The sequence below is a fragment of the Shewanella baltica genome (assembly GCF_900456975.1).
Classification (GTDB): domain Bacteria; phylum Pseudomonadota; class Gammaproteobacteria; order Enterobacterales; family Shewanellaceae; genus Shewanella; species Shewanella baltica.
In genome coordinates this window covers 686,446-707,165 of record NZ_UGYM01000002.1, presented here as the reverse complement: position 1 = coordinate 707,165, position 20,720 = coordinate 686,446, and the positions used below count along the sequence as shown (strand labels likewise).

Here is a 20,720-nt window from a genome sequence, read left to right as displayed (position 1 = left end):
ATAACACCAAATCCAAAGGAATACACCATCCCCTCGGAGTTGCCGCAGGGCGAATAGGCAAATTGCGTGAGTCTTGCCATGGATGGCAAGCTAGCTTTCGCAGGTGCAGGGACGCATCCTTCGGAAGCGATAGCAAATTTGGCAATGAGCACAAGGAGCTTTCAACTCCGTTGGGGGCGTCTTGGAGCATCCAAGGAGGATAGGACGAGCAGTCCTCCTTGGTCGGGTGTGGGGTGAAGCCCCACGACTTTGACCTTTCTTTTAGAAATAGAAAACTAATCTGATGTTTAAGCCCTACTAGCGCAGAGTCAAAGCCATATTCATGGTGAAAACTCCATCAAAATGGATTTGCTAAAATTTAAATATAAAAAAGCCCCGCGGTGTTAAACACTGCGGGACTTTATTCATCTAGCGCGCTGCTAACATAACAGCAGCGCTATCAAACCAAGTTAGCTATTCAGATCTTGAAAGAACTTTTTCACGCCATCGAAAAAGCCCTCAGCCTTTGGGCTGTGCTTCTTTGACTCACCGGTTAAGGTGGCTTCAAATTCGCGTAACAGTTCTTTTTGACGATCGTTTAAGTTAACTGGGGTTTCCATAACCACTTTGCAGAGCAAGTCGCCTACCGCATGGCTGCGAACCGACTTGACGCCTTTGCCACGTAAACGGAACATACGACCCGTTTGCGTTTCGGCTGGGATCTTCAGGCTGACTTTACCATCCAGTGTTGGCACTTCAATCTCACCGCCTAGGGCCGCTTTACTGAAGGATATCGGCACTTCGCAGTAAAGGTTGTTGCCATCACGGACAAAAATCGCATGCTCACGCACACTGACCTGAACGTATAAATCCCCTGCTGGCGCGCCAAACTCACCCGCTTCGCCTTCACCCGCTAAACGAATACGGTCGCCCGTATCAACGCCGGCAGGGATCTTAACCGATAAGGTTTTGCTCTTTTCAACACGGCCATCGCCATGACACTTAGTGCAAGGATCTTTGATGATCTTGCCGCGGCCATGACAGGTTGGACAAGGCTGTTGCACCGCAAAGAAACCTTGGCGCATTTGCACTTGGCCTTGGCCATGACAGGTGCCACAGGTGGTTGCAGAGGTGCCTTTTTTCGCGCCGCTGCCTTCACACAGATCGCAAGTCGCCAGTGTTGGAATACGCAGTTCTTTGGTTAAGCCTTTAACGGCTTCTTCCAGTGATAACTCTAGGTTGTAACGTAAATCTGAGCCGCGGGCCGCTTGGCGTTGACCGCCACGACGTCCACCGCCGAAAATATCGCCAAAGACATCACCGAAAATATCGCCGAAATCGCCTTGACCACCACCGTAACCACCGCCACCGCGATTAGGATCCACACCCGCATGACCAAATTGGTCGTAGGCCGCTTTTTTGTCGGCGTCGGTTAGGATCTCATAGGCTTCTTTAATTTCTTTAAAGTTAGCTTCTGCGGTTTTGTCGCCTGGGTTGCGATCTGGGTGAAATTTCATGGCCAGACGTTTGTAGGCCTTTTTAATTTCACGTTCGCTAGTGTCACGACTGACACCTAATACTTCGTAATAATCTCGCTTTGACATAATCTCATGCTTCTCAGCTGGTGTTGAACAAACGGGCGTTAGGGTTGCCCCGTAACGCCCGCCTAGAAATTAACGCTTTGAAATCAATCTATTTGATTGAAAACAAGTCATTATTTCTTGTCGTCTTTCACTTCTTCGAATTCAGCATCGACAACGTCATCGGCAGTAGCGTTAGCCTGTTTGCCCGCGTCGGCATTGTCGCCGCCTTGAGCTTGAGACTTAGCTTGAGCGATTTCCATCAGCTTAGCAGATGCTTCGATCAGTTCTTGAGTTGCCTTTTCAATGGCTTCTTTGTCATTGCCTTTGATAGCAGTGTCAACAGCATCCATCGCAGCTTGGATTTTCTCTTTATCTTCGCTTGGCAGTGCATCGCCCGCTTCTTCAACTTGTTTCTTAGTTGCGTGAACTAAGCCGTCAGCTTGGTTGCGTGATTGCACTAACTCTTCAAACTTCTTGTCTTCATCTGCGTGAGCTTCGGCATCACGTACCATTTGCGCCACTTCTTCTTCGCTTAAGCCAGAAGATGCTTTGATGGTGATGTTTTGTTTCTTGCCGGTTTTCTTGTCTGTAGCAGACACATGCAGAATACCGTCGGCATCGATGTCGAACATCACTTCAATTTGTGGCTGGCCACGTTGTGCTGGCTCAATACCGTCTAAGTTGAACTGACCTAATGACTTGTTCGCGCTCGCTTGCTTACGCTCACCTTGCAGTACGTGAATGGTCACTGCACTTTGGTTGTCATCGGCTGTTGAGAACACTTGCTGCGCCTTAGTAGGAATAGTAGTGTTTTTCTCAATCAACTTAGTCATCACGCTGCCCATGGTTTCGATACCAAGAGACAGTGGTGTTACGTCTAACAGTAATACGTCTTTCACGTCGCCTGACAGAACACCCGCTTGAATTGCAGCACCTACGGCTACCGCTTCGTCTGGGTTCACGTCTTTACGAGGTTCTTTGCCGAAGAAGTTTGTCACTGCTTCTTGAACCTTAGGCATACGTGTTTGACCACCCACTAGAATCACTTCGTTGATGTCTGTTACAGATAAATCTGCATCAGCCAGGGCAACTTTCAGTGGCTCTAATGTACGGATAATCAAGTCTTCAACCAGTGATTCCAATTTAGCACGAGTGATTTTAATCACTAAATGCTTAGGACCTGTTGCGTCTGCCGTGATGTATGGCAGGTTCACTTCAGTGTGGTTGGTGCTTGAAAGTTCAATTTTCGCTTTTTCTGCTGCTTCTTTCAGACGTTGCATTGCTAATGGATCTTTACGCAGATCTAAGCCTTGCTCTTTCTTGAATTCGTCAGCTAAGTAGTTGATCAAACGGTTGTCAAAGTCTTCACCACCTAAGTGGGTGTCACCGTTGGTTGCCAACACTTCAAATGTTTGGTCGCCATCGTTGCTGTCGATTTCGATGATAGAGATATCGAATGTACCACCACCTAAATCGTATACCGCAACAATGTTGTCGCCTTGTTTCTTATCAATACCGTAGGCTAATGCTGCTGCCGTTGGTTCGTTGATAATACGTTTAACATCAAGACCTGCGATACGACCCGCATCTTTAGTCGCTTGACGTTGTGAATCGTTAAAGTAAGCAGGAACAGTAATAACCGCTTCTGTTACTTCTTCACCTAAAAAGTCTTCTGCGGTTTTCTTCATCTTTTTCAAGATTTCTGCAGAAACTTGTGGTGGAGCCATCTTGTTGCCACGCGATTCAACCCATGCATCACCGTTGTCGGCTGCAATGATTTTGAATGGCATGATGTTCACGTCACGTTGGACTTCGTCATCTTTAAAGCGACGACCGATCAAACGCTTAATCGCGAAGAATGTGTTAGTCGGGTTAGTCACAGCTTGACGTTTTGCTGGCGAACCGACAATGGTCTCATCATCTGTATAAGCGATGATTGACGGGGTTGTGCGATCGCCTTCAGCGTTTTCTAACACACGTGCTTTGCCACCATCGAGGACAGCTACACAAGAGTTTGTTGTGCCTAAGTCGATACCAATAATTTTACCCATGAGGTCCTCCGAAAAATTTCATTCAATCTAAATTTGTTTAGTTGGTTTTGATATGGGGCTAGATGGTTGAAATATCAAGTCCATCGTTGGCCACCTTCTCTGCCTTGATACCTATATTGGGACAGGGAATTTAATTACAAGGGCGAACAAAAAAATTTTCTGATTTATCTTTCTCACATCTGCCGCGGGATAAAATATCCAAGCACATAAAATAGTCTTGCTTATCAACCCAAGCTGTTATTCAATCTGCCCACATTTGGCGGATGTTTATCCAGGTAAGGTAGCAGAGTGAAGTCTTCGAATTTAGCGTACGTGTATGGCATGGCGGCGGTCTTCCTCTGGTCTACAGTGGCCACGGCCTTTAAGATTGCCTTGAGTTACTACACGCCACTGCAACTGGTGTTTGTTGCCGTGCTCACGTCGATTATTGCCCTTGGCGGAATCCTTGCTTGGCAAAAGAAGCTTTCCTTACTCAAGCAACAGTTTTTGCGCCGCCCTGCATTTTATTTAGTTACAGGGCTCATCAATCCCTTCCTTTACTATGTGGTGCTGTTTAAGGCGTATTCCTTACTACCAGCGCAGCAAGCTTTGTCACTCAATTACACTTGGGCGGTATTGCTGCCGTTACTGGCTGCGCCTTTGTTAAAGCAACATTTGCGTAAGAGCGACATTGCTGCGGCGCTGATTGCCTACACTGGGGTATTTATCATTGCCACCGGCGGCGATATCAGCGGCTTTAGTTTTGATAGCCCGCTCGGGATCGGCCTTGCCCTCACCAGCACCTTACTCTGGTGCCTATATTGGATCGTCAACACCAAAGATCAAGGCGATCCCGTGGTGAGTTTATTATTGAGTTTTCTTATCGGCTTACCTTTTATCGCCGTCACTTTAGTGCTGACAGATACCCTACCCAGCTTTAGTCTTAAGGCGATATTTGCAGGTATGTATGTGGGCTTGTTCGAGATGGGCATTACCTTCGTGCTTTGGTTAATGGCGCTGAAAACCGCCACTCGCACCGCGAACATCAGCACTATGGTGTTTTTATCCCCTGTAATGTCGATTGGTTTTATCGCGTGGATTTTGCAGGAAACAATTGCGATGGCGACCTATCTCGGTCTGGCGTTTATTCTGTCAGGGATGATGTTGCAACAACTTTGGCCCCGTTATACCGAGCGTAAAAGCAAAATAAGCCCAAAGCCAAAGCTAGCTGAATGATGGTTGAGAGATAGCTGAGTGATAATTGAAAATAGTTGAGTTGAATGATGGCTGAGTCATCACTGAGTCGCCGCCTTAAACAAGCTTGGCTCACTGTAATGAGCCAATTAAAGAACGTAAAAACCGAAGTGGCTAACGTTTTACATCTAAATTAAGCGCTAATATCACCCATTTTGTGAAGGAGTATAGAATGACCCCGGCCGTTCGATTGGCGAAAAAAGCCAAAATTGCGTTTGATATCCTAGAGTACAGCCACGATCCACACTGCGCCGCCTACGGCGAAGAAGCTGCCAACACCTTAGGGCTTGAACCCGCACAAGTGTTTAAAACCCTTTTAGTCGCCATCGACAAAGCCCATGCGCCAATTGCCGTCGCGCTTGTGCCCGTCGATCATCAGCTTAATCTAAAAGCCGTAGCTAAATGCTTAAAACAAAAGAAACTGCAAATGGCCGATGCTGACCTAGCACAAAAATCCTCAGGCTATCTGGTAGGCGGCATTAGTCCGCTAGCGCAGAAAAAACAGTTGCCGACCATAATTGATGCCAGCGCTCAAGGCTTCGATAGGATTTATGTCAGCGCGGGCAAACGCGGTTTAGAGATAAGCTTAGCGGCCACAGACTTAGCCCAGCTGTGCAAAGGTGAATTTGCCGATATCAAGACGCTTTAAGCCACATCGACCACATTAAGCACAAGTCATTCGATGTTAAGTAATCCACTCCACTTTATGCAACATGCGCTCATGTTGAATAAATGGTGAACAAGACTCCAACGACAGCAGCGTACTGAGCATACAATAGAAAGCGTTTGATAAAGCCTAGACTTGCGTCTATAAATTGTACTGAGGTACAAATCGACTAAGGATAGTCAGATGGAAAAATCAACCCAATGGGCCCCAGAAAATAGCATCAGCCCACTAAGCTGGTGCGCTATGCTACTCTGCATCGCCTTATTTATTTATGAGCATTTCTGGGGAAACAGTTTTACCACTATGGTGGTCATGCTCTATTGCAGTTTTATGCTGCCCTCGGTATTACTCACCCGCAGAGTGCAGGAAAAGTACTTTATTTATACCTTGGAATACATCAAGGCCTTTCGTAAGTTCACTACCGTCATGTCGACGCTATTCTTCTGTATTTGGTTACTTGCCACCTATACGCCGCTTCTCCATTGAAGCACTGCCATAAATAGACTCTGCAAATTGGCACTTACAATCAAACACTGCAAACAAAAAAGCCGTCAACACAGTGTGTTAACGGCTTTAAGTTTATGGTTTTTAACCGCTAAACACGGCTAGTGTAATCACCCCAAGCTAACCACTTATATGTGGTTAATGCCTCAAGCCCCATTGGGCCGCGGGCGTGCAGTTTTTGCGTGCTCACAGCCACTTCAGCGCCAAGACCAAACTGACCGCCATCGGTAAAACGCGTGCTGGCATTCACATACACGGCGGCCGAGTTCACTTCGTTCATAAAGTTCGCCGCAGCGTGAATGTCATCGGTCAAAATCGCTTCCGAATGGCCGCTAGAATATTGGCGAATATGACTAACGGCGGCATCGATATCGCTCACCACTTTAATGCCTAAGGTTAACGACAACCATTCGATGCCAAAATCCTCAGCCTTGGCGAGCGTCACATCAAACCCTAAACCATCAAGCAGACTAAAGCTTGTCTCACAAACTGAAAAACGCACGCCTAAACGATGTAGATACTCGGCAATTTGCGGCACAAATGTGCTCGCCACACTCTCATCCACCAGCAAGGTATCAAGCGCATTACATACAGTTGGACGCTGCACTTTGGCGTTAGCGATCACGGCCAAGGCGCGCTCAAGATTGGCATTTTTATCGACATATAAATGACAAATACCAATGCCGCCTAAAATCACCGGAATCGTCGCCTGCTCAGCACATAAGCGCTGCAGTGCTTGACCGCCACGGGGCACTATCATGTCGACATATTGATCGAGCTTAAGTAAACCTGTCACTAAAGCTCTGTCTGAAGAATCAATAAATTGCACCGCATCTATCGGTAAACCTTGAGCGACAATCGCGCCGCGGATCACGTCACTAATGAGTTTATTCGATGCTAGAGTTTCTTTACCGCCACGGAGGATCACCGCATTACCGGTTTTAAGGGCAAGTACCGCGATATCAACAGTCACATTAGGCCGAGCTTCGTAAATCACCCCGATAACCCCAAGTGGTACTCGGCGGCGAGTCAGCCTTAAACCGTTATCTAATAATTTACTGCCAAATTCTTCACCTACTGGGTCAGCAAGGCGGATCACATCGCTAATATCGCCAATAATGCCCGCCAGACGCGCATCATCGAGCAACAATCTGTCGATCATCGCATCCGTTAATCCATCGGCTTTAGCAGCGGCAACATCCTTAGCATTCGCGGCTAAAATGGCGGCGGCGTTTTCTGTCAGCGCATTGGCGATGGCTTCAAGCAAACCGGCCTTTTGGCTCGCCGTTAAGTTAGCTAAGGCATAACTTGCCTGTTTGGCATTATTACCAAGTTGCTGTAAATACTGATCTTGATTAATTTGACTCAAAACAGACCTCGCTTATAAGACAACCATGTCGTTGCGGTGCACGATTGCGTCACCATAATCGTAACCGAGTAAAGACTCGATCTCGTCGGAATGCTTGCCCGCGATCAAACTGAGGGCTTGGCCGCAGTATCGTGTCATCCCTTTAGCAATCACTTTACCTTGTTGATCAACTAATTGCAGCGTTGCGCCGCGCTCAAACTGGCCTTTAACGCCGACGATACCTTTGGACAATAGGCTGCGGCCCTTGTCTGTCACGGCTTTGACTGCGCCCGCATCAAGCACTAAAGAACCTTGAGTCGCAGGGCCGGCTAAAATCCACTGTTTACGGCTTTCGAGCGGGTTTTCGATGGCACTAAAATGCGTGCCAACGGATTCCTTGCTCACCACTTTTTTAATCACATCTGGGTGATGGCCAGAGGCGATAACCACTTCGATGCCTGCACGGCGAGCAATATCCGCCGCTTCCAATTTAGTCGACATTCCGCCCGTACCTAAACCAGAAACAGACCCGCCCGCCAACATACGTAGGCTGTCGTCAATCTTGACGACTTGGGAGATCAACTTAGCATTCGGGTTCGTGCGCGGATCGGCATCAAATAAGCCCTTTTGATCCGTCAATAAAATCAATAAATCGGCATCACACAGCAGTGCGGCACGGGCCGATAGATTGTCGTTATCACCGACTTTGATTTCATTAGTGGCAACGGCATCGTTTTCATTGATGATCGGCACAATATTATTCGCCAGCAAGGCATTGAGCGTGTCGCGGGCGTTGAGGTAACGCTCCCTATCCTGCAAATCGGCACGGGTCAGCAGCAATTGGCCGACATGCAGCCCATAAATACTAAAGAGTTGTGACCAAGCGAGGATCAACTGACTTTGCCCGACAGCGGCTAACAATTGCTTATTGGCCATAGTGTCGGGCAGTGTCGGGTATTGGAGATGTTCACGCCCAGCGGCAATGGCCCCTGAGGTGCATAATACGACTTCGACCCCTGACTTCATCAGTGCGGCCATTTGACGAGCAAGCTCAACCATGTGAGCTTTATCTAGCTGTTTACTGCCAGAAGTCAGCACACTCGTCCCCAATTTCACTACTACGCGGCGATACGCAATCTCACTTAAGTTCATTATTCATTTGTAAAAAATAACCGAACAATCCTTATACCTAATCCGCTGGGTAATTGGTAGCAAGGAGTTATTAACTCGAGATAAATTTTCGATTTTGCTTGGAATCACGCATGAAAAAGGGCCATCGATGAGATGACCCTCAAAAAATATTGTCTATTGTAGACAATCTACGTTGCGAGCTCGCACTGCACGAGTCACTAATCGATAGGATTAGCCATAGATAAACTTAGCCACAAACAGCGCAGCCAAGACAACAATGCCCACATTGAGATCGCTAAAACGACCTGTGAGTAATTTGATTGCGGCGTATGAGATCATCCCAAAGGCGATGCCTGTGGCGATGGAAAACGTCAGCGGCATTAAAATACATACAACGACTACCGGTGCGGCTTCAGTCAAATCTTCCCATTCGACATGCACGAGTCCTGACATCATCAGAATCGCCACATAAAACAGTGTGCCCGCCGTCGCATACGCTGGGATCATCCCCGCCAATGGTGACAGGAATAACGCAGCAATAAAGAGTAATCCCACGACAACTGCCGTTAAACCAGTACGACCACCCGCACTCACTCCCGCCGTACTTTCGATATAACTTGTGGTCGTCGATGTACCAAAAGCGGCGCCCGCAATGGTCGCTAAACTGTCAGCAGTTAAGGCACGGTTTAATCGCGGTAAACGGCCCTTCTCATCGAGGAAACCACCGCGCTGCGCAACCGCCACTAAAGTGCCAGAGGTATCGAAAAGATCGACAAACAAGAAGGCAAACACCACAGATAACATGCTGACTTCAAAGACTTGGGATAAATCCATCTTCAAAAATGTTGGCATGATCGACGGCGGCATAGACACAATGCCGTGATACTGTACATCGCCAAACACTAATCCCAAACCTGTGATAATCAAGATACTTAGGATAACCGCCGACTTCATTCCGCGTTGCACCATAGCAATGATCAGGAAAAAACCTAACACAGCCATGACAGCCGGAAATGCAGTGATATCGCCTAAGGTCACTAAGGTTGCAGGGCTTGCCACCACAATACCGGCACTCTTAAGGCCGATCAGCGCAAGGAACAGACCAATACCAGCGGCAATACCAATACGCAGCGACATGGGAATGCTATTTACAATCCATTCTCGAATACGCACTAAAGATAAGATTAAAAAGCAAATTCCCGACAGGAATACCGCGCCTAAGGCCGTTTCCCAGCTGTAACCCATTTCACCCACAACTGTGTAGGTAAAAAAAGCGTTCAGCCCCATGCCAGGTGCAAGCGCGATAGGATAATTTGCCATCAAGCCCATAACTAAACAGCCGACAGCCGCAGCCAAACAAGTCGCGACGAATACAGCCCCATGGTCCATGCCCGCATCGGCTAACATCATTGGATTCACAAAAATGATGTAAGCCATCGTCATAAATGTTGTCAAACCTGCGACCGCTTCCTGCTTGAGGCTCGTTTGATTTTGTTTCAGTTTGAACAGTTTTTCTAACATGGAACAAGGTTCCTTTTTATTTTAAGTATGTAGGGTAGTTAGATGTAAACACTATGTAACGTGATGACATTTGCAGCCGATTATAGGGAGTTTAGGCTGGTCAGGCCAGAGGAGAGGCTGTCGTACGGAAAAATAATGAGGGGAAATGTTAACTAATCTTGCTTGCTGTAGCTTTTTTACCAGTACGGAAAATACTTAGGACGAAGAACACCAAAGCAGCGACGAGAAAGCATACCAGACCGATGATATCCATTGAATACGCGTTGTATATTGCCCCCATAAAAAAGACCAATGACGCAATTTTTAAAGGATTTTTAAATTTAAAGAATGTTTTCATACAGATCCTTTTAAGTCCTAACGCATGGCACTAATAGCGCGAAATATGCGTGACCGAAGCAGTAATCAATTAGTAGCTTAATTAGCGAAAGTAGCACTTTGGAGTTGAATTTAGATATTAACTTCCGGTAACTTCAACTTTATAAAACTGACTCTTTTCTGAAAGCTGTTTAAATACCCAAGGTGGATTCAGTACCGATATGTTCTTGACGCCAAGTTTATTCAGATCGCTGATGGCGTAATACCAACCGACATAACTACCCGCATCTTCATATTTTTTATATTTATCACTTTGGCCAAGTGTGGTGATGTTGGGATTAACGCCTAGTTTTTGAAAGAAATCAGCTTCTCTTGCCAGCGTTTTTTCACCATATTCATCAAAGTGTTTTTGAGTGGCCTCGCGCTCAGATTCAGGTAAGGTTTTGATAAATTCAGCGACTCCAGCAGCCATGCCAGTGGTTCCACCATGAAAGCCTATCAAGGCATGGTTCGTGATTCGTTTTTCATGTGCAGCAGGGAAAACGTAGTTAGCACATGAAGATAAACAATACTCAGTCACCTCAACGTTTAAGCTGTTCTTGTTGATAAACTCGGCTAAATCAAGGCCTAAATTAACTTCACCACCAACACTCTTAATGGCTAGCCATTTTATTTTTGAAGTATTTTTCTTAAATATTTCAAACACCATTTCATTGGCTTCTTTTGCTAACCCTCCTTGATAGTGAATCTTATCACCGTCTAAGAACACTTGAGTTGGCTCATTTGCGTAGCAAAATGTGCTGGTAAAAATCAAACTTAAAGAAAATAGATTTAAAAACTTAGCCATACCGATTCCTTTTGGTATACAACAGTCTATCAACGATAGTCCCTGACAACTACACTTAAACCAATGAAAATAAATAACATTTTATTCAGCAATTTACTGGCAGCGACCAGTTATGACAATAAGCAGTTAGTCTGAATAAAAGCAAGAAGGTCAAAATTGTTTTCGTGGGTATACATGTATGCCTAAAACGGGATTAATTGCCTAAACGAACTTAGGTACATAGACATTTTGGCAGCAATAGAAGCTAAAGCTATGACGTTAAAGGTTGGGAAGTGAACATCGCCACTTTGCGCGTACTCTCAATGCCCTTGATAGGTACTATTTATCCAGCAACTCATAATGTTGATCGTATCTTCATTATTTGGCAGGTTTAAATGCTTTACTTTTGGGATTATTTTGACGAGCGCATGAGGTGCATTTTTACTAAAAACGGCTTCGAACTTTTCCGCGTAAAACGCTTCATCATCTGCACCCACTAAGACTAATACAGGTTTATTATTTTTTTGCAGATTCTTTTCATACGCTTGAGGTGAAAAAGATTCATTTAACCTATAAGAGTAGCTTTCAGCCTGTAATGGGTCGCTCCATTCTTTTGGGCGGTTAAAAAATAGCACAGGTAGAGAGTTAAACAGCTTAATTCCAACATTATTTAACATCGTCAATCCTATATAACGTCTAGTCGATACCTGAACCCATCCTCCCGAATTTGGCCTTACAGTTGGTGCCCGATAGCCAAGATAAGGAGCGAGGAGCAGATATCCATCAAATGCGACATGATCTCCTCCTGCATATTTTATCGCTAAGCCGCCACCGGATGAGTGTCCTCCGAGAATGATAGATGAATTAGGGTATTGTTGACTAAGATGCAGCCTAAGATCCTCCAAGTCATCCTCATACTGTCCTATATAATCGATATCTCCCAATGTCTTTTGTGCTGATCGACCATGGCCACGCAGATCTGGAATAACCACACTGATCTCAGTTGCAATGGATAATTTTTGAGCTGGGTGCAGCAAATACCGACCTTCCGCTCCAGAACCATGTAATAGAACCAGAATCGTATTCGTCTTGCCGGCGATAAATCTGTAAAACAACTCACTTCCGCTACGCGAAGCATACGTTTGCTCACTTAGTTGAAGGTTATCTGCTTTACCATTTAAAACATCAAAATCTAGACTATCAACGACAGGCTGTTTTCTAACGGGTATACATACCAATAATGATGCAAGCGCTAAGTAGCAAAAGGGTATAGCCAATAATGATGTAAGGAGCGTCATTGTCATTTTGATACCTATCGTCTTAGTATTTATGCGCTGGTTGTCTGCAAGGCATAAGTCGTGGATTGACTTATTTTTCACGAATGACCGCTACCCATTCCTATCTCTCGAATAATAGAAACGGTATTTTCATGCTATAGACATTTGCTTTTATGGGGTAGCAGTTTTTATACAGCTAAGTATACAGCTAAGGCAGTCATCACTTGATATCGTTTCAGCTTGTACCTCCAATGACACCTAATTTTGACAGGCTTAGAATCTAACTCATCATGTTCGGCGTTAAACTCAGATTTGTACACCCACGGCATCCACTCCCACTCATCAGTAGTTGAATCAATAAAACCGCCAAATCAATACCATTAGTTCAGCATCTCGTATTCTGTTTAGCTTTTGATAAATACAAATCGACGGCGATATATCAGTAAGGTGATGAGTCAAAATGTTATTAACTCAGTTGATCACTTAGGTAAGATTTAGGTAAAAAAAGGCAAAAAAAAGCCTGCTCAATGAGCAGGCAAAGACATATTTCAAGCGTCCCTTTCGGGGAAGTACATTACCGCGCTAGCGGGAAAAACCTGGCATATCCATGCAAAAACATCGATATACTACTTGAGTCTAAACACGCCAAAAAAGGCGATACAAAGGTTGATGGATGATGGAAACTAAACTTTAAGGAGGGTTAAGCCTTAAAGCTCATGGCGAATAAACCGCCACGCAAAACATCAGTGTTGAACCAAGTGTTCTGCCAATAAAAATGGTTGTTGCCTGTATAAGACATAGTCAATACTCCTAAATTAGTTGTGATTAAGTACTCTAGTGAAGCTTGGCTCGGTTCCCTGGAACTAGAGATTCTCATATCCGTTGAGACGACTTGTCACTCAGGTCCTTGGAGAAAAATATCCATCCTGGATAGACTAGAGAGGAAAGGCATAGCGCCTAATCCACGAAAGCAATTATATGGTTTTGTAGTTTTATTACAACCTTTATTTGTAATTTTTTTAATTAAGGCTTTTTAATGTAATTAAATTACACAATTATAGTAGGGTTAATGGCGATCTGCTTCACATAAAAACAGAAATAATCCTATAACCACCTAATAAGTAAGATATTACAGAATTATTTCTTTTTGTTACTAGGGCGTGTTGACGTTTCGAGATTAAATTTTGTTCGCTCTGGCAAGCTCGTGCTCGCGAAACGAGGAGTGACGTGTAGTTATTCTACTCAAATGACGAGTGACAAAGAGCAAGAGCTTGCCAGACGACCCCTTTGGGCAGCGTTTGGCTGGCATTTCTGCTGCGTTATCGCCCGTTTATGTAGAATAACTACACCGCACGGGCTTTACCTTGCATAAAAGCCAGCCAACTCGCTGCAAAAATAACCCTGAAACGTCAACACGCCCTACCCGTTAGCGATTGATCAGATATTGATACAAGCCCACCAGCGGACTGGCCGTAGGTTTGCCGTAGAGCGGATCGCCTTCTGTCGCACTACCAGCGATATCTAAGTGCATATAAGCTAAGGGAATTGGGGCTGTTACACCATGGTCAAATAGCCCCGACGCTTTCAGTAAAAACGCCGCCGGATATTGATGTCCACGGGCGGTAATCGATGATGGGGCATTATTTGAAGATAACATTTCAGCAGCGCCCGACACATCGCGGATTTTCGCAAAGTCTTCAGGTCGCAATGTAGACACTTCAAAGGGTTCGCCCCATTGAGTCGCCTGCTGTTGTAAAGTGACAGCGCATTGCTGCGAACTCGCTACTGAGTTTTCCACCGCCGCAGGATAACTGCCATAACAGCGCACCACGTGACCCGTGAGTGTTGCTACCGAAAACATTTCAGGCTTCACCGCCGACACGGCTTTGATGCGTAAATGGCTCAGTAAATCCGCCAGCACTAAGCGCCCTTCGGCATCCGTATTACCAATCCGCACTCGTACACCCGCATGACTGGTGATGATTTCATCGGTCACGAAGGCTTCGCTGCCTATGCTGTTACGCACTAAACCTAACTCGGCAATCACTCGAATGCCCTTAGGCTTGAGCATTGACAAGGTTTTGAATAGCCCCGCCACGGCAGAAGCGCCGCCTTTATCACGGCTCATGCCCGCCATAGAGCCGCCGACTTTCAGATCGGCGCCGCCGGTATCGTAAATCACGCCCTTACCCGCGAACAGGAAAGTACGAGTCACTTCACCCTCTGGCAGATATTCTAATTTCACCACCCGAGGTTGATGACGACCGACGGCAAAAGAGGAACGCGCCACTGCACTGAGCAGCGGATAGTCACGCTCTAAAATATCTCTGTCTTCTACCACTGCGGTTTTGATCACGCTGCCCGCTAAGGATTGCAGACAATAGTCAGCAAAGGCTTTAGCCGACATGCGCTCAGGTTCAGTACCACATAAATCCCGCGCTAATACGCGGCCCGCTTCTAACGCATTGAGTAAATTGCTGTTATGGGTTGATGAAGATAGTAAGCCTATGGCCTCAAATGCAGGCGCTAAGCCCGTCGCTTCACGCAGCTCTAAGGTTTGCCACAGTTCTTGACCGCAGGCTAACGCCGCGACTTCAGCGGCAAAACCAAAACGCAGATCCTTCGATGGCACCACATATAACAACGGACGTTTGGCGCCCGCCTCTTTTGCGATAGCAATCGCCGCCCTTGCAGCATCGGCATACACACGCACGTCCACATACTCGTCGTTCACTTGGGTAACAGGCGCGATGATCAAGCGGCCTCCTGCCAGACCCGGGGCGAACAGTAATGTCGGGCTCTTACCTACGCGCTTATCCACGTGGGCACCGTGCTGAGCCAATAAACTGATCTCATCAAAACCTATGGTATCCAGATCTGGCGTTACCACCACAACCGCATCCCAGCCTTCACCATCAAAAATAGCATTTTCTGCTTTTACATCAACGAAGTTAACTTGAAACATGACCCATCCTTTTTCATTATTGTGTCTGCATTATTCCCGCTCTATCGCCTAATTACCAATCTAAAAGTGGTATCGAGACCCTCTGAAAAATCCGAACTGGAAACTTTGGCTGCCAGCGTAACAAAAGCCTGTGATGCTGAGATTAATTGGCTGCGCAGAATGTGCTAGAATGGCCGCAAATTTGCCCTATACCCACAAGACCTTATGAGGGACACTTCTGTGACAGCTTTAAGTCAGTTATACCCACAGCCATTATGGCAATGGTTTGAACAAATCTGCGCTATTCCCCACCCATCTAAGCATGAGCAAGCCTTAAGCCAGCACATTCAAGCGTGGGCAAAAAGCAAACAACTTGCCGTCGTTGAAGATGCCGTTGGCAACTTGATCATCCGCAAACCGGCTACGCCTGGAATGGAAGATCGTAAAATAGTAGTCATTCAAGCCCATATCGATATGGTGCCGCAGAAAAATGCCGACAAAGTACACGACTTCACCCAAGATCCTATCGAAGCTTATGTCGATGGTGATTGGGTTAAAGCCAAAGGCACGACCTTAGGTTCAGATAACGGTATCGGCATGGCATCGGCGCTGGCCATTTTGGGCTCTGATGACATCAAGCACGGTCCATTAGAAGTGCTACTGACCATCGATGAAGAGGCGGGCATGACGGGCGCCTTCGGTTTACAGGCGGGCATGTTAGACGCAGAGATCCTGATCAACACAGATTCTGAGCAAGAAGGTGAAATTTACATGGGCTGCGCCGGTGGCGTCGATGCTCAAATCACCCTGCCTATGGTGTGGCAAGCGTCTGAGCAAAGTTACTCTGCCTTTAGCCTGCATTTATCTGGCTTAAAAGGCGGTCACTCTGGAGTGAACATTCACTTAGGTCGCGGCAACGCCAACAAGTTATTGGCGCGTTTCCTATTTGAAAATGCAGATGATTTAGCGTTAGAGCTGACACAATTTAGCGGCGGTTCATTGCGTAATGCGATCCCACGTGAAGCCAACATCAGCTTTATGTTGCCAGAAGAAAACGTCAGTGCCTTAAACGAAAAAGTCGCTGAGTTTGAAGCGCTTATCCGCACTGAACTCGCCATTGCCGATCCTGATATGCGTTTAGTGTTAAACACTATCCCCACGCCGAAACGTGTGATGAGCGAAAACAGCCAAAATACCCTGATCGATTTGCTACATGTGTGCCCGAACGGCGTGATCCGCATGAGCGATGAAGTCGAAGGTGTCACTGAAACCTCACTCAACGTAGGCGTTATCAGCACTGATGATGAACAAGTCACTATCCTGTGTCTTATTCGCTCACTGATTGATTCTGGCCGTACTCAAGTCGAAGGCATGTTAACTGCGTTAACTAACTTAGCCGGAGCCGATATCGATTTAAGCGGCGCTTACCCAGGTTGGAAACCAGATAACAGCTCACCTGTGATGGCGATAGTACGCGAAACCTATCAAGACATTTACCAAAAAGAGCCAGTGATCATGGTTATCCATGCCGGTCTCGAGTGTGGTCTATTCAAGAAACCTTATCCAGAAATGGATATGGTCTCGATTGGCCCCACGATTCGGTATCCACACGGACCAGATGAGATGGTGAACATCACCACAGTCGGCCAATACTGGACCTTATTATTAGCCGTACTCGAGCGTATTCCAGTTAAGGCGTAACGCCCGAATGATAGCCTAGCTCACTCAATTGGCACTTAATTCAAGGCCACATCTGCTCAAGTCAGATGTGGCCTTATTTTTTATCGCACCTTCTATTTGTGTGCAGAAATGCCATTGATAAAATTTTTATGAAAGAACTGAATAACTTGAATTTTCTACTATAGTTGTTCTGTCTAACCCGAACGTATTTTTGCTTGTCGCGCTTTTAGAGATAGCCGCTTTCCCCTTCAATACAGTGACCTTAAGGAATAGAGATCATGAAATTTGGTAAAATCTTGTCAGCCGCCGCACTACTGCTCAGCAGTAACCTCAGTTTCGCCGAAGAAGTCCCCCAAGCCGTTATCGATCTAGCCGATTCACTGATGCCATTAGGTAAAGAAGTGGTGCTGGTGAATGCCGTTAAAGCGCAAAATGCTCAAGGCAAAAGTTTAGATTCGATCAAAACATTAGATGAAAAATGGATCGCCACCGCAGGGATTGATGACTTTATGTCGTCCTTGATGAACAACGAAGCGGCCAAGTTTCTCACCACCTTCGAAGCCAGCCAACCTTACTACCAAGAAATTTTTCTCATGGATAATCAAGGTGCTAACGTCGCCATGACCAGTAAAACCTCAGACTACTGGCAGGGTGACGAAGATAAATGGCAAAAATCCTTCGCCAATGGCAAAGGCGATAAGCACATAGGTCCAGTCAAATTTGACACTAGCTCCCAAGCTTATCTGGTACAAATTTCGATACCCGTCATGGATGGCGATGCCGCAATTGGTGCTATCACCATAGGGATCAACCTAGATCAATTCGGACTCTAATAGCCAGAGAACGCCAGTGATGGGCCGCATCCGCTTTTATTCAGTGGTTATCGCGGCCCTCACCTTTCAATGCATCAATCAAGGAGGGCGTGACTATGGAATGGTATAAAGATCTTTCCGTTAACCAGAAACTGACTTACCCGAGTCTGCTACTCGCTGGCGTAGTCATCTTCGCCTCTTCAACTGGCATCTTAGGGCTTAAAGCATTAAATAACAGCGCAAATACGCTCGCACTCGAATACTTACCGAGCCAATCTGAACTGCTGCAAGCTGATAAAGAGCTTTACCAAGCGCAAGTCGCCGAACGTAGCCTGATGTTCGTTAACGTGGGTACGGACTCCTATAATAGCCTTCTAAAACAGCACACTAATAGTATATCTCTGGTCAAAGAACACCTTAATCAGTTTGCTGGTGTGACCACTCGTCCCCTCGCAAAAGAAAAACTCAATGAATTAAATCGCAGTTTCGAGGTATGGCGAACCACTACCTCTGAAATCAGCAATCAGCGCACCCAAAATGGCCGTAACGGTCGTACGACCGCCATTGATCTGAGCTTTGGCCAAGCAGCGACGCAATTCGAGCAGCTGCATCAAAATATTAATCAGCTAATCGATGACTTAAACAGCAATACGGCAGCAGCTGTCACCCAAGTGGATGATGACGCCTATCGTGGGCAGCAGATGCAGTTAATTGCTTTAACGATTAGTATCCTGATCTGCATTCTGTTCATCGTTGCCTTGCCTAAACTCATCAGTAAGCCGCTCGCAGTTTTGCTGGCGAAAATCCACGATATTACCGATGGTGATGGTGATTTGACCGAGCGGGTCCAGCTAACCTCTAAGGACGAACTGGGCGACCTTGCCAATGCCTTTAATCATTTTCTCGATAACTTACATGGCATTATCTCGCAGTTTAAACAATCTACTTCGGAGCTTAATGTCGCCGCCGAAGGACTAGCCAAAACCAGCGCCACGGCAAAACATACCTTGATGGATCAACAGGCAGCCACCCACAGAATCGCCGATGCCAGTGATCACATTGCCGCCTCAGTGCAAGAAGTGTCAGTCAGCGCCAGTCATGCCGCCGATGCCGCGAAACAAGCCGATATCTTTACCGCAGATGGCCAAGAAAGAGTGAAAAAAACCATCAATGTAATTCGAGAACTTGCGGGGGATGTAGGCTCGGCAGAAATGCAAATCAACAAACTCGAACAAGAAGGCCAACATATCGGCCGCGTGCTTGAGGTGATCCAATCTATTGCCGAACAGACCAATCTATTAGCCCTTAACGCAGCAATTGAAGCGGCGCGAGCGGGCGAGCAAGGACGCGGCTTTGCTGTGGTTGCCGATGAAGTGCGATCTCTCGCCTCTAAGACCCACCAATCCACTGAAGAAATTAAATTGATGATCGCCAATGTGCAAAATGGCACCCAAAGCGCTGTGGCGGCAATTAATATCGGTAATGAAAAGGCCATTTCGAGCGTCGAAGCCGCCAGTAATGCCGGTGAAGCCCTAGCACATATTGCAGAAATGGTGAGTCAGATCAGCGAGATGAATAATCAAATCGCCCTCGCTGCCAAAGCGCAAACCACTATGGCCAATGAGAGTCATCAAAATATTCAACACATTGCCGAACAGTCGGAGGACAGTTTACGCAACACTGATGAAATCTACGCCGCAAGCGTACAACTCTCGTCAATGGCGGGTAACCTCACGGCGCTGGTCAGTCGTTTTAAACTGTAATTTGTCGAGAGTGAAAGTTTTTATATAAGTTACCTTTTGTAAATCTGTGATGTTTGAAAAGTCCCCTTTACCGAATAAGGGAGCATAAACCTGTCGCAGTGATTATCTGAATTCAGGTGCTCCCTTATATTTAAACAGCAAAGCTAGCATCGATTAGCAGCGCTTAACCACTAAGCCTCTTGTCGCTCGTAGATTGACCAACATAGGTAACATCAGCGCGAGGATCACTATCAGCATCCCCACCAATTGCATTTCCGTTACCGCCTGCCCCATGGTTAACGCCGTTAATGCCGCAAAAACGGGCACGAGATTAAAAAAGACCGATGCCTTAGCGGGGCCAAGCGCCTTAACCCCGTTAATCCAAAACAGATAACCGAGCACAGTGGCGAATAAACCTATATAGAGCACGCTAGAAAAAGCCGTTGCCGACAGTCCCATCAACTCCAGCCAAGGGTGAAACTCACCTCGGCCAAGCCCAATCACGGACATAGACACACTGGCAGCTATCATACTCAGCAAGGTAAATGGCAATACAGGCAACCAATGGCCGACCCGTTGCGAACAAATGGTATAACCACTCCACGCCAACATGCCGGCGGCAATCATCACATCACCTTGGTTAAAACTGAAATTGAGCAACTGCTGCACACTGCCGTTGGTGATCACTAGCAATACGCCCGCCAATCCGCCCACTAAGCTAAACACTTGTTGTCTGCTGAGCCATTCACGCTGTAATAGCGCGTTGACGATTGAAGTCACCAGCGGACTGAGCGCCATAATCAAGGCGCCATTGGCGGCAGAGGTGTGCTGCAGCCCATTAAATAACGCCAGATTTAAGCCGCCCACACCAATCACGCCCACCAGCGCTATGACAATGTATTGCACCAAACTCAATTTGGGCCAAGCCTGACGAGTAAAAACGATATATAACGCCAGAGTCACCGCCGCAATGGTAAAACGCCAGAATACGAGGGATTCCCCTGACATCTCCTCCAGCACTCGCTTAGCAATGGGAAACACACTGCCCCAGCTAAAAACGCAAATCAGTAGACAAACGAATGTCATGTAAGGTGTATGGGATTTCAT

15 protein-coding genes are annotated in these 20,720 nt (G+C 46.4%); 6 read left to right on the top strand and 9 right to left on the bottom strand.

Going from position 1 to position 20,720, the window contains the following annotated elements:
* Positions 1-449 precede the first annotated feature (449 nt).
* Together dnaJ and dnaK are read right to left on the bottom strand one after the other, a co-directional pair.
* The gene (gene dnaJ, locus DYH48_RS03090) at positions 450-1,583 is read right to left on the bottom strand and encodes a molecular chaperone DnaJ (RefSeq protein ID WP_006082793.1); all 1,134 of its coding nucleotides are present in this window, start codon (positions 1,581-1,583) and stop codon (positions 450-452) included.
* Positions 1,584-1,693: 110 nt separating this feature from the next.
* On the bottom strand, positions 1,694-3,613 hold the full coding sequence (gene dnaK / locus DYH48_RS03085; RefSeq protein WP_006082794.1) for a molecular chaperone DnaK: 1,920 nt from the start codon (positions 3,611-3,613) through the stop codon (positions 1,694-1,696).
* Between the two features lie 288 nt (positions 3,614-3,901).
* Here dnaK and DYH48_RS03080 point away from each other — a divergent pair, with 288 nt between their 5' ends.
* The 3 genes from DYH48_RS03080 to DYH48_RS03070 all read left to right on the top strand — a co-directional run bounded on the left by DYH48_RS03080 (position 3,902) and on the right by DYH48_RS03070 (position 5,999).
* A complete protein-coding gene (locus DYH48_RS03080) occupies positions 3,902-4,828 on the top strand; it encodes a DMT family transporter (RefSeq protein WP_115334021.1) in 927 nt (308 codons plus the stop codon).
* Between the two features lie 190 nt (positions 4,829-5,018).
* Positions 5,019-5,495 (top strand): Cys-tRNA(Pro) deacylase, encoded by a 477-nt coding sequence (ybaK, locus tag DYH48_RS03075; protein ID WP_115334020.1) that lies wholly within the window; start codon positions 5,019-5,021, stop codon positions 5,493-5,495.
* Positions 5,496-5,696: 201 nt separating this feature from the next.
* A complete protein-coding gene (locus DYH48_RS03070; RefSeq protein ID WP_006083921.1) occupies positions 5,697-5,999 on the top strand; it encodes a hypothetical protein in 303 nt (100 codons plus the stop codon).
* Positions 6,000-6,108: 109 nt separating this feature from the next.
* On the opposite strand, the gene DYH48_RS03065 is transcribed toward DYH48_RS03070, so the two are convergent.
* The 6 genes from DYH48_RS03065 to DYH48_RS03025 all read right to left on the bottom strand — a co-directional run bounded on the left by DYH48_RS03065 (position 6,109) and on the right by DYH48_RS03025 (position 15,400).
* Positions 6,109-7,386, bottom strand: a complete 1,278-nt coding sequence (locus tag DYH48_RS03065) for a glutamate-5-semialdehyde dehydrogenase (RefSeq protein WP_115334019.1) — start codon at positions 7,384-7,386, stop codon at positions 6,109-6,111.
* A 12-nt stretch (positions 7,387-7,398) separates the two neighbouring features.
* On the bottom strand, positions 7,399-8,517 hold the full coding sequence (proB, locus tag DYH48_RS03060; RefSeq protein ID WP_006082800.1) for a glutamate 5-kinase: 1,119 nt from the start codon (positions 8,515-8,517) through the stop codon (positions 7,399-7,401).
* Between the two features lie 210 nt (positions 8,518-8,727).
* A complete protein-coding gene (locus DYH48_RS03055) occupies positions 8,728-10,017 on the bottom strand; it encodes an NCS2 family permease (protein ID WP_006083923.1) in 1,290 nt (429 codons plus the stop codon).
* Positions 10,018-10,471: 454 nt separating this feature from the next.
* The gene (locus DYH48_RS03045; protein ID WP_115334017.1) at positions 10,472-11,179 is read right to left on the bottom strand and encodes a hypothetical protein; all 708 of its coding nucleotides are present in this window, start codon (positions 11,177-11,179) and stop codon (positions 10,472-10,474) included.
* A gap of 299 nt (positions 11,180-11,478) precedes the next feature.
* Positions 11,479-12,462 (bottom strand): alpha/beta hydrolase, encoded by a 984-nt coding sequence (locus DYH48_RS03040; protein WP_147287759.1) that lies wholly within the window; start codon positions 12,460-12,462, stop codon positions 11,479-11,481.
* Between the two features lie 1,399 nt (positions 12,463-13,861).
* Positions 13,862-15,400, bottom strand: a complete 1,539-nt coding sequence (locus DYH48_RS03025) for a M17 family metallopeptidase (RefSeq protein WP_115334015.1) — start codon at positions 15,398-15,400, stop codon at positions 13,862-13,864.
* A 219-nt stretch (positions 15,401-15,619) separates the two neighbouring features.
* Between DYH48_RS03025 and DYH48_RS03020 the strand changes: the two genes are divergently transcribed.
* The 3 genes from DYH48_RS03020 to DYH48_RS03010 all read left to right on the top strand — a co-directional run bounded on the left by DYH48_RS03020 (position 15,620) and on the right by DYH48_RS03010 (position 19,634).
* The gene (locus DYH48_RS03020; RefSeq protein WP_107403936.1) at positions 15,620-17,080 is read left to right on the top strand and encodes an aminoacyl-histidine dipeptidase; all 1,461 of its coding nucleotides are present in this window, start codon (positions 15,620-15,622) and stop codon (positions 17,078-17,080) included.
* A 257-nt stretch (positions 17,081-17,337) separates the two neighbouring features.
* The gene (locus tag DYH48_RS03015) at positions 17,338-17,892 is read left to right on the top strand and encodes a cache domain-containing protein (RefSeq protein WP_006080485.1); all 555 of its coding nucleotides are present in this window, start codon (positions 17,338-17,340) and stop codon (positions 17,890-17,892) included.
* Positions 17,893-17,987: 95 nt separating this feature from the next.
* Complete coding sequence (locus DYH48_RS03010) at positions 17,988-19,634, top strand: methyl-accepting chemotaxis protein (protein WP_115334014.1); 1,647 nt, start codon at positions 17,988-17,990, stop codon at positions 19,632-19,634.
* A 153-nt stretch (positions 19,635-19,787) separates the two neighbouring features.
* On the opposite strand, the gene DYH48_RS03005 is transcribed toward DYH48_RS03010, so the two are convergent.
* Complete coding sequence (locus tag DYH48_RS03005) at positions 19,788-20,720, bottom strand: DMT family transporter (protein ID WP_115334013.1); 933 nt, start codon at positions 20,718-20,720, stop codon at positions 19,788-19,790.

Excerpts from the sequence above, each read along its gene's own strand:
- ybaK (WP_115334020.1), top strand. The coding sequence starts at position 5,019 with ATGACCCCGGCCGTTCGATTGGCGAAAAAAGCCAAAATTGCGTTTGAT.
- dnaJ (WP_006082793.1), bottom strand. The coding sequence starts at position 1,583 with ATGTCAAAGCGAGATTATTACGAAGTATTAGGTGTCAGTCGTGACACT.
- dnaK (WP_006082794.1), bottom strand. The coding sequence starts at position 3,613 with ATGGGTAAAATTATTGGTATCGACTTAGGCACAACAAACTCTTGTGTA.
- DYH48_RS03010 (WP_115334014.1), top strand. The coding sequence starts at position 17,988 with ATGGAATGGTATAAAGATCTTTCCGTTAACCAGAAACTGACTTACCCG.
- DYH48_RS03005 (WP_115334013.1), bottom strand. The coding sequence starts at position 20,720 with ATGAAATCCCATACACCTTACATGACATTCGTTTGTCTACTGATTTGC.
- DYH48_RS03015 (WP_006080485.1), top strand. The coding sequence starts at position 17,338 with ATGAAATTTGGTAAAATCTTGTCAGCCGCCGCACTACTGCTCAGCAGT.
- DYH48_RS03040 (WP_147287759.1), bottom strand. The coding sequence starts at position 12,462 with ATGACAATGACGCTCCTTACATCATTATTGGCTATACCCTTTTGCTAC.
- DYH48_RS03055 (WP_006083923.1), bottom strand. The coding sequence starts at position 10,017 with ATGTTAGAAAAACTGTTCAAACTGAAACAAAATCAAACGAGCCTCAAG.
- DYH48_RS03045 (WP_115334017.1), bottom strand. The coding sequence starts at position 11,179 with ATGGCTAAGTTTTTAAATCTATTTTCTTTAAGTTTGATTTTTACCAGC.
- DYH48_RS03025 (WP_115334015.1), bottom strand. The coding sequence starts at position 15,400 with ATGTTTCAAGTTAACTTCGTTGATGTAAAAGCAGAAAATGCTATTTTT.
- proB (WP_006082800.1), bottom strand. The coding sequence starts at position 8,517 with ATGAACTTAAGTGAGATTGCGTATCGCCGCGTAGTAGTGAAATTGGGG.
- DYH48_RS03070 (WP_006083921.1), top strand. The coding sequence starts at position 5,697 with ATGGAAAAATCAACCCAATGGGCCCCAGAAAATAGCATCAGCCCACTA.